Source organism: Paraburkholderia sediminicola, assembly GCF_046026855.1.
GTDB classification, from domain to species: Bacteria; Pseudomonadota; Gammaproteobacteria; order Burkholderiales; family Burkholderiaceae; genus Paraburkholderia; species Paraburkholderia sediminicola_A.
Genome location: NZ_JAQQET010000012.1, coordinates 215,899 through 224,899, shown reverse-complemented (window position 1 = coordinate 224,899; position 9,001 = coordinate 215,899). Strand labels below are relative to the sequence as shown.

Annotated in this window: 6 protein-coding genes; 3 read left to right on the top strand and 3 right to left on the bottom strand. The window is 63.0% G+C overall.

All coding sequences use genetic code 11. The features are described from left to right. Positions 1-140 precede the first annotated feature (140 nt). From PQR40_RS15900 to PQR40_RS15890, 3 genes are read right to left on the bottom strand one after another with little or no spacing between them, the layout of a single operon-like run. Positions 141-3,188, bottom strand: coding sequence for an efflux RND transporter permease subunit (locus PQR40_RS15900; protein ID WP_408509360.1), 3,048 nt, complete (start codon positions 3,186-3,188; stop codon positions 141-143). After that, complete coding sequence (locus tag PQR40_RS15895; RefSeq protein WP_408509359.1) at positions 3,185-4,321, bottom strand: efflux RND transporter periplasmic adaptor subunit; 1,137 nt, start codon at positions 4,319-4,321, stop codon at positions 3,185-3,187. Before PQR40_RS15895 ends, PQR40_RS15900 begins: the two co-directional genes overlap by 4 nt. Continuing rightward, entirely contained in the window at positions 4,311-5,657 is a 1,347-nt protein-coding gene (locus tag PQR40_RS15890; protein ID WP_408341123.1) for a TolC family protein, read from the bottom strand. The genes PQR40_RS15895 and PQR40_RS15890 overlap by 11 nt, the downstream gene beginning before the upstream one ends. A 418-nt stretch (positions 5,658-6,075) precedes the next feature. Between PQR40_RS15890 and PQR40_RS15885 the strand changes: the two genes are divergently transcribed. The 3 genes from PQR40_RS15885 (at position 6,076) to PQR40_RS15875 (ending at position 8,993) form a co-directional block, all read left to right on the top strand. Then, entirely contained in the window at positions 6,076-6,735 is a 660-nt protein-coding gene (locus PQR40_RS15885) for a response regulator (RefSeq protein ID WP_408241424.1), read from the top strand. Continuing rightward, positions 6,735-8,093: an ATP-binding protein gene (locus tag PQR40_RS15880; protein WP_408484744.1), complete on the top strand. Its 1,359-nt coding sequence runs from the start codon at positions 6,735-6,737 to the stop codon at positions 8,091-8,093. The genes PQR40_RS15885 and PQR40_RS15880 overlap by 1 nt, the downstream gene beginning before the upstream one ends. A gap of 195 nt (positions 8,094-8,288) precedes the next feature. Further along, on the top strand, positions 8,289-8,993 hold the full coding sequence (locus PQR40_RS15875; protein ID WP_408241430.1) for a ProQ/FinO family protein: 705 nt from the start codon (positions 8,289-8,291) through the stop codon (positions 8,991-8,993). Positions 8,994-9,001 lie beyond the last annotated feature (8 nt).

Sequence of the window (9,001 nt, the reverse complement as noted above, 5' to 3'; positions counted from 1 at the left end):
ACGCTAATAGACCACTAAGTAATCAAGGAAAGGCCAACACCAAAAGCACACAGAAAAGCACGCCAAGCAGGCAAACAAATCAAGAAAAGCCCACAGCAGCCGACAAACAACCAAGCGCCGCGCAGGCAAAAAACCTCACTTTATATAACCTCCCTCATCAACAACTTCAACACCACAGGCAACAACACCAACACCAACGGCAACTGCACAATCAACCCGGAAATAATGGCAACCGCCAAAGGCTGCTGCATAGCCGACCCTTGCCCAAGGGCAAAAGCCAGCGGTAACAACGCCAGAATAGCCGCAATAGTCGTCATGGCAATCGGCCGCAACCGATTCCGCCCGGCCGCGATCAGCGCGGCCTCAAACCCAACACCTTCATCCCGAATCAGCCCCTGCAACTCCGATACATAAAAAATTGCCACCTCGGTCACGATACCGATAATCATCGTCATCCCCATCATCGCGGAGATGTTCAACTCAATGCCGGTAATCCACAATCCAATAAACACCGCTCCGGTCGCCAGCAATGGCATCGCCATCACCGCAAGCGCCACACGAAAGCGCTCGTACAGAAACAGCAGCAACCCAAACACCAACGCTATCGCGGCGCCGAACACGCTCAACAAACCCTTGAAGGCAATCTGCTGTTGCTGGTACAAACCGCCCAACTCGTAATACACGCCGGTCGGCAACAGGCTCCTGTCGCTCAGCACCTTCTGTACGTCCGCGATTGTCGAGCCGAGATCGCGGCCGTCGATTCGTGCGGTCACGGCCACCATCCGTTTGAGGTTGTCGCGGCTGATTTCCGGCTGGCCGGTCACCGTCACCTGATCGGCGACGCGATTCAGCGCGAACAGATGGCCGTCCGGTGCGCGAATCTGCAATTGCCCCAGCTGCGTATCGGTTAGCTTCAGTGCGCCAGCCACGCGCACCCGCACGCCCACCGTCTTCGGCCCGGTCTGGAATTGCGTTGCTACATTGCCTTCCACCATGTCGGAAACCGCTTGGGCAATCGACTGCGGGTCCATGCCCTCAGCCGCCGCGGCCTCCGGCCGGATGTGCAATTCGAGCGCGTCACCGGCAGGGTTGATGCCGTCGTTCACGTCCACCACGCCCGGAATCTTGCCGATCTGCGCAGCGACCTTGCGTGCGGTGGTGTCGAGTGTGTTCTGGTCGTCAGAGTAGATCTTGATCTGGACCGGCTGCGGCACCGCGGTCAGATCGCCGATCAGGTCTTCCATCAATTGCGCGAGTTCGATATTCACGCCCGGCACCTGTGTCTCGATCTTCGAGCGAATCTCCTCCATCACCGTTTCGATCGGCTCGCGGCCACTCGATTTCAGCCTCACGAAGAAGTCGCCCTTGTTAGGCTCGTTCAGATCGCCGCCGAGACCGGCGCCGGTGCGGCGCGAGTAAGTCGCAACGTTCGGATTCGCGCGGATGATGCCTTCGATCTGCTTCATCAGCCGGTCGGTTTCGGTCACGGATGTGCCCGGATCGGTGTGATAGTCGAGCACGAAACCGCCTTCGTCCATGCTCGGCATGAAACCGCTGCCCACCCGCGTGAACGCGAACGCGGCCACCACGATCAGCGGCACCAGGCCGAGCAGCACGAGAATCGGCCGTGCCGTCACGCGTTCGATCAGAAAACCGTAGCGCCGGGTCATCCATGAAGCGAAGCGAGTTTCCTGATGCTCTTCGGCGTCCTTTGGTTTTAGCCAACGGTCGCACAGAATCGGCACCGCGAGCCAGGTGACGAGAAACGAAATGAACAGGGCGCTTGCCATCGTCACCGAAAGCGCCTTGAAGAACGCGCCCGTCACGCCGGACAGAAACGCGAGCGGCACGAAAATGATCAGCGTCGCGGCCGACGAACCGGCAAGCGGCCGCGTGAATTCGAGTGCCGCCGCCATCACGCGGCCATGAAACTGGTGCGCGCCGCCTTCGCGCATGCGTCGCACGATGTGTTCGATCATTACGATGGCGTCGTCGATCACGAGGCCGACCGCGGCGGCCATCCCGCCGAGCGTCATGATGTTGAAGCCCATGCCGAACACGTCGAGCAGCAGAATCGTCGCGGCCATTACGACCGGCACCAGCGCGACCGCAATCGCAGTGATTTTCCAGTTGCGCAGGAAGGCAAACAGGGTGAACGCGGCCAGCACCACACCGATCATGATTGCATCGCGCACGCTGGTCGCCGAGGCGATCACCAGTTCACTCTGGTCGTACCAGTTCGAGAGATGCACGCCCGTCGGCATCTGATGCTGGAAGTCGGCGAGCTTCGCACGGATTGCCTTGGCCATGGCCACGCTGTTCGCGCCTGGTTGCTGGTAGACGTTGAGCAGCACGGCGTCCTGGCCGTCGGCAGTGACGCGCATCCATTGCGGCACGACGCCCTGACGGACTGTCGCAATGTCCCCGAGGCGGATTTGCGTCGCGCCGTTGGCCGACACCACCACGTTGCGCAGTTCGTCGAGTCGCGTGATCGTGCTGTTGGCGATCACGAGGTACAACTTGTCGTGATCCTCGATACGGCCGGTAGCCATCAGCACGTTGCTCGCGCCGATCGCTTTCGACACATCGGAAAGCGAGAGCTTGTAGGCGGCGAGGCGAGCCGGATCGATCGTGACTTCGAATTCATCCTGCGCACCACCTGTCACTTCGACGCGCGCCACACCTTCCACTGACGACAGCAACGGGCGCATCTGGAACTGTGCAAGATCGCGCAGCGCCGACAGCGACTGCTGTTTCGACGTCAGGCTATACGCGAGCACCGGGAACACGGTCGGGTCCATGCGCCGCACCTGCATCGAGGTGCCTTGCGGAAGCGTCGCGAGGATCTCGCTGATTGCCGATTGGGCTTGCAACGTGGCTTGCGCCATGTCGGTGCCCCAGTCGAAATTGATCGAGATCTCCGCCGATCCGCGGCTCGTGGTCGATTCGACGTCGCGTACGTTCGGCACGCGCCGCAATGCTTCTTCGACGGGCATTGTGACGAGCGTCGCCATTTGTTCGGCAGGACGGTCGCCCGCGTCGAGCGAGACAACGGCGCGCGGAAACGCGACGTTCGGGAACAGGGAGATCGGCAGGCGAAACGCGGTCAATGCGCCCGCGATCGCCAGCAACGCGATCACGAACAGCAACGAGCGCCGGTGCTTCTGCATCCATTGACCGAAATTCATCGCGGCACGCCTCCGCCAGCCCGCACCGCCATGCCGTCCTTCAACTCATAGTTGCCGCTGACGACGAGGCCTTGTGTGCCGTCGATCGGGCCGTCCACGCCATAGCGGTCGCCGTTTTCTACCTGCGTGACCACTGCCACGCGGCGCGCCTTGTTTTGCGGCGTGATCTGGAACACGTATGCGCCTTTGTCGTCTTTCAGCACGGCAGCACGCGGCACGACCCAATGCGTGCCGCTGCGCGTTGCGATATCGGCGCTGACACGCGTGCCCGGAATGAACGCGCTCTGTCCGAGCGGGACGTTCGCGCCGACGTTGACGAGCTGGCTCTGTTGATCGACCGACGCGCCGACCAGCACCACACGGCCCTCCGCCGCAGCCTTCGCGAGCGAAGTGGACAGGCCGTGAAGGGTGACCGTGTCGCCCGCATGGATAGCGGGGACATCCGACGGTTCGACGCCGAGCATGACGTTCGCGCGCGCGTCCTTGCCGTTACCGCCAGCCAGTTGCAGGATTGCGGCGCCGGGCTGCACCTGATCGCCCTGTGCCGCCGATACTTGCAAAACCACGCCGTCGATCGGCGCCGCGATGACCTTATTGCCGCTCGCGACACCCGTCTGGTTCTGCGCGGCGAGCGCCTGCTGCGCGTCCTCGGCGGCCTTGCGTGCCGTGGCGAGCTGCGATTGCGTGGCAAGCCCTTTGTCGTACAGCGATTGCGTGCGCGCGAGCTCGCCTTGCGCCAGCGTCACGGCGCTTTTTGCCTGAGTGGCGGCGAGCACTGCGGCGGGGTCGGCTTGCACGACGAAAAGCGGCGTGCCACGCGTCACGCTCTGGCCGGCTTGCACGCGCATCTGCACGATACGCGCGACGTACGGCAGATTAACCGTGGTCAGGTTCGACGCGGACGCCGCGACGATGCCATACGCACGTACCGGTTGCGCGATGACGGCGCGCTGCACCCGTACGGTCTGCACGGATACGACGGATGGGTCTGCCGCATCGACGCCGGCGAGCGTACTGGTTGCGCCGGCTGCATCGGCCGCATGGATGCCAGCGCTTATTAGCGCGACGCAGACAAGGGAAATCGCATAGGAGGCGATGTGCGGCCACCGCGTCGGGAGTGGGCTATTTCGCATGAGTTTCGGTGAAGGTCTGAGCGGAGGAAAAGGCGTCTGGAATCGCGCTGCCCAGCAGTGCTTGCAGGCCGACGCGCTGTTCGGCGAGCGATTCGCGTAGTGCGGCGACGTCGACGCGTTTGGTAAGCGCGGCGCTTTGTGCGTCGGTGTAGGCGCCGAGTACGAGATTGTGTTGCGCGTAGGCCGCAGCCGCGTGTTGGGCGGCGAGATCGACATCGGGCAGCGCGGCTTGGGTCTGCTGCAACTGTCGCGTGAGAATTACGCTGTCCGCACGCATATGGGCGACATCGGCATAAGCCTGATTGAGGCGTGACTGATATTCGTCACGCAGGCGCTGACGCGTCGCTTTTTCGATCGCGACGTTGCCTTGATTGCGGTTGAAGATCGGCAGGCTCAGATTGATCTGGAAGCCGCTGGTGTAGATGTTCGAGGTGTCTCGCGCACGCACGAAACCTACTGACAGGCTCGGGAACTGGCTGAGGATCGCCGCGCGGTATTTCTGTTCCTGCGCTTCATAACCCGCTTGCAGTGCGATCAGATCTGGACGGCGCTGCGCGAGTTTGCCGAGCGCGGCATCGAGCGTGGTGTCGGGCAGTCCGGTTGTGTCTTCGTTGCCGGTGAGTTGCAGTTGTACTTCGGGGGAGAGGCCGAGTAGCGCGTTCAGATCGTGATGGGTCTGTTCCGCTGCCCGTTCGGCGTCCGTGTATTGCTTGCGTGCATCGCTGTATGCGGTCAGCGCGGCCGTCAGCGTGTCGTCGGTCAGATTGCCTTCGCGGTGCGCGTCGGCCATGCGCTCGTAGCGCGTGCGCGCGAGGTCGCGCTGCTGTTGCAGCAGCGGCAGCGTGTCCTGCTGAAAGCGCGTCTTGATGAACAACTGCCGCGCCTCTACGACGATCTGCCATTCCTGCCACAGCAGGCCAAGATCGGTTTTGGCTACGGTCGCGTCAGCGGATTGCTTATTCGCACTGCGCAGCACGATCGCCATCACGTCGATGCTCAGGCCATAATTGAACGCGCGCGTGGCGCCGGCCGCGCCTGGGTAGTCGCTTGATACGCTCAGTTGCGGGTCGGGCAGCAACCCTGCGGAATAAGCTTGCGCGTGGGCAATGCCGAGATCGTCACGGGTCAGCTTCAGATCGGGATTGTTCGCGACGGCCAGCATCGCGACTTCGTCGATGTCGAGCCCATCGGACGGATCGAAGCGATGTGCGGCCAGTTCGGGCAGCGGCATGGTCGACGGATCGATCTGGATGCGTTCGAGCGAGCGGGCGGAGGTGGATGTATCCTGCGGCGCAAGCGGCTCGCGGTGATACCACGTGCAGCCGCCTAGCAGCATTGCGCAGACGGGCACGAGTATGCGCAACCGTGCGGCGAAGGCGGCCGGTGATTTAGCGGTGAGCGCGGCGACCAGCCCCGGCGGTCGCCTCGCTTCCGGGGTGACTGGCGATCTGACGGCGAATGAGGCGGCCAGTCCGGCAGGCCGGTTCGCTGCTGAGGTAGCCGCTGAAATGACCGCTGCGGCGGCGTTGAAAACGGGCAAAATCCGGCTCCTGAACGAAGTTGAGACAACCGCGAACGGATGTCGCAGAACAGGTGCCGATTCTGCTGATGGGGAGCTTAAGAAACGCTTAACCGAAATTTAAGCGTCCCATAAGCCTCCCTTCAGCGTCGCCTAAGGGTCCCATCAGGACCACATAAGGAAGCCTTAAGCTAACTGGCTGGACAATGCGGGCAAACTGGAGGGAGGAGAGGCCATGCGTCTGCTACTGGTCGAAGACGACGACATGATTGCGGAGACGGTGTTGGGCGCGATGCGCCGCTCGGGCTACGCGATCGACTGGGCCGAAGACGGCCGTGCGGCGGAACTGTCGCTGGGCAACGGCGTGTACGACCTCGTGCTGCTCGATCTCGGCTTGCCGAAGAAGGACGGTATCGACGTGCTCAATGCCTACCGCAAGAGCGGGGGCGCCGCGCCGGTGATCATCCTGACCGCGCGCGACGCGGTCGACGAACGGATTCGCGGCCTCGATGCGGGCGCCGACGATTACCTGATCAAACCATTCGACCTCGACGAGCTGGCCGCGCGGGTGCGCGCGCTGTTGCGGCGGCGCACCGGCCAGAAGCAACCCATCTATGCGCACGGCGAGCTCACACTCGATCCCGCGGCGCATGAAGTCACCAAAGGCGGCGATGTGCTGCCGCTCGTGCCGCGCGAGTTCGCCTTGCTGCAGGCGTTGATCGAAGAGCCCACGCGCGTGTTCACCAAGCCAGAGCTGGAAGAGAAGCTCTACGGCTGGGGCGAGGAGGTGGGTAGCAACACCATCGAAGTGCACGTGCATAGCTTGCGGCGCAAGATCGGCGCGGATGAGGTGGTGACGGTGCGCGGCGTGGGCTACCGTCTGAAGAGGTGCTGATGACGTCGATTCGCCGCTGGCTGCTGGGCTGGCTGATTTTCGGGCTGGCCGCGGCGTCGGGCGTGGCCGGCTACGGCATCTTTCACACCGCGCGCGAAGAGGCGGGTGAGCTGTTTGACTACGAACTGCGCACGGTAGCGCTGTCGTTGCCATCGAATCTGGCCGGTTCGAGCGACGGCGAGCATCGCAATCCTGATCTGGGCGATCTGGCCGACGACCGGATCGTGATCGAAATCTGGGACCGGTCCGGCAATCTCATCTATCACTCGAGGCAGGCACCGGTATTCTCGCGTTTGCCGGCGGGTTTCAGCACGATCGAGCGCGGCGAGAATCACTGGCGCGCGTTCGGTTTGGAGCAGCCGGACCGCTATATCCAGGTTGCGCAGCCGATCTCCGTGCGCGAAGACCTTGCGCTACAACTGGCGCTGCATACGCTGTGGCCGCTCGGCGTGCTGGTGCCGGTGACGATCGTGCTGGTGCTGCTGGTGGTGGCAAGGGGGCTGGCGCCGATCGGCGGCCTGACGCGCGCGCTGACGACCCGTTCGATCGATTCGCTGGAGCCATTGCGCCTGGATGGCAGCGTGCCGGTCGAAATCAAGCCGCTGGTCGAAGCGCTCAACGACCTGTTGCAACGATTGAACGTTGCTTCGCAGGCGCAGCGCACCTTTATCGCCGATGCCGCGCATGAGTTGCGTTCGCCGCTTGCCGCGCTGAAGCTGCAACTGCAGGCGGCTTCCCGCGATGGGTCGTTAAAGGGCGAGGGACAAGCGCTGGAGCGTGTGGAGGAGCGGGTCAACCGGATCATTCACCTGGTGCAGCAGTTGCTGACGCTGGCGCGTGAGGATGCGCATCCCGTGACGTCGATGGTGCCGGTGAGTTTGCGCCGGATCGGTGAACAGGCGGTGGGGGATCTTTCGCTGCTCGCAGAGACGAGGGAGATCGATCTCGGGCTCGAGTGCGAAAACGCGAGCGCGGGCTACGACCCTTACACGGTGCTGGCTGAGCCGCATGGGATGAGTGTGTTGCTCGGGAACCTGATCAACAACGCGATTCGGCACACGCCGCGGGGTGGGCGCGTGGATGTGATTCTGAAACGGTCCGGTGAGCGGGTGGGGTTTGATGTCGTGGATAGTGGGTCCGGGATACCGGAAGCTGAAATCGAGCGGGTTTTCGATCGGTTTTATCGGGGGGAAGAGGCGCAGGGCGACGGTAGCGGGCTTGGACTGGCGATTGTGTCGCGGATCGCCGCGCGGCATCAGTTGGGGGTTACCTTGCGGAATAATGAGGGGCGGGGTGGGTTGTGTGTTTCGGTTTTTGGCCTGGCGGCGGGTGGGGTGTCTGTTGATGTTAAGAGGTGATTTTTTGCCTGCGCGGCGCTTGGTTGTTTGTCGGCTTGGCGCGTTTTTCTGTGTGCTTTTGGTGTTGGTCTTTCCTTGATTTCTTCTGAGCCACAGCGGAACGCTAACCAACCTGAACATGCACCGCATCACCCCTGTCACGAGTACGTTTCAACACGCTGCTACAATCTTGTCTTTCTCGATTGATTTTGCGCTATGGGTTTCGAACAACTCGCTGAATTGAAGAAGCAACTGGCTGCGGCACGTGCCGAAGCTGCACCTGCGGCCAAGCCCGTCGCCCAGCCCGGCGCGAAGCCTGCCCGCAAGCCGTCGCCGCCGCGCCGTGCCGCTTCCAGGGCAGATGCGAAGCCTGCCGCCGACGCAAGGCCCGCGGCTGATGCAAGGCCTGTGGACCCGGTAGTGAAATCGATCGGTAAGCTGCAAAAGCGCTTCCCGAACGCGTTTCCGAAGAATCCGGCGCCCAAGCTGCCGCTCAAGGTCGGCATCTTTGAGGACCTCGTGGTTCACGCGAAGGAGCTGTCGCTGAGCGAAGCCGAATTGCGCGACGCGATCAAGACGTGGTGCCGCGGTAGCCGCTACTGGAAATGCCTGGTCGAAGGCGCCGCGCGCGTGGATGTCACGGGCGGCGAAACAGGCAAGGTCACGGCGCAGGAAGCGGCCGGCGCGCAGCGTCTGCAGGCGCATCGCGCAGGCAGAGGCGCGGCGAAAGCAGCCGCTGCGTCGGCTGATGCGTCAGCCCATGCCGCGGGCGCTGAAGTTGCTCCGGGCGACGCAGCCGGGCAAGCAGCGGCCGCCCCGCAAGCTGACGCGCTCAGCCAGCCGCAGACCACCTCGACGGAAACTCCGGCCGCCGAATCGACCATGCCGCCGGCAGCACCGTCGGCCACCGCCGAAGCATAAAGAAGCCC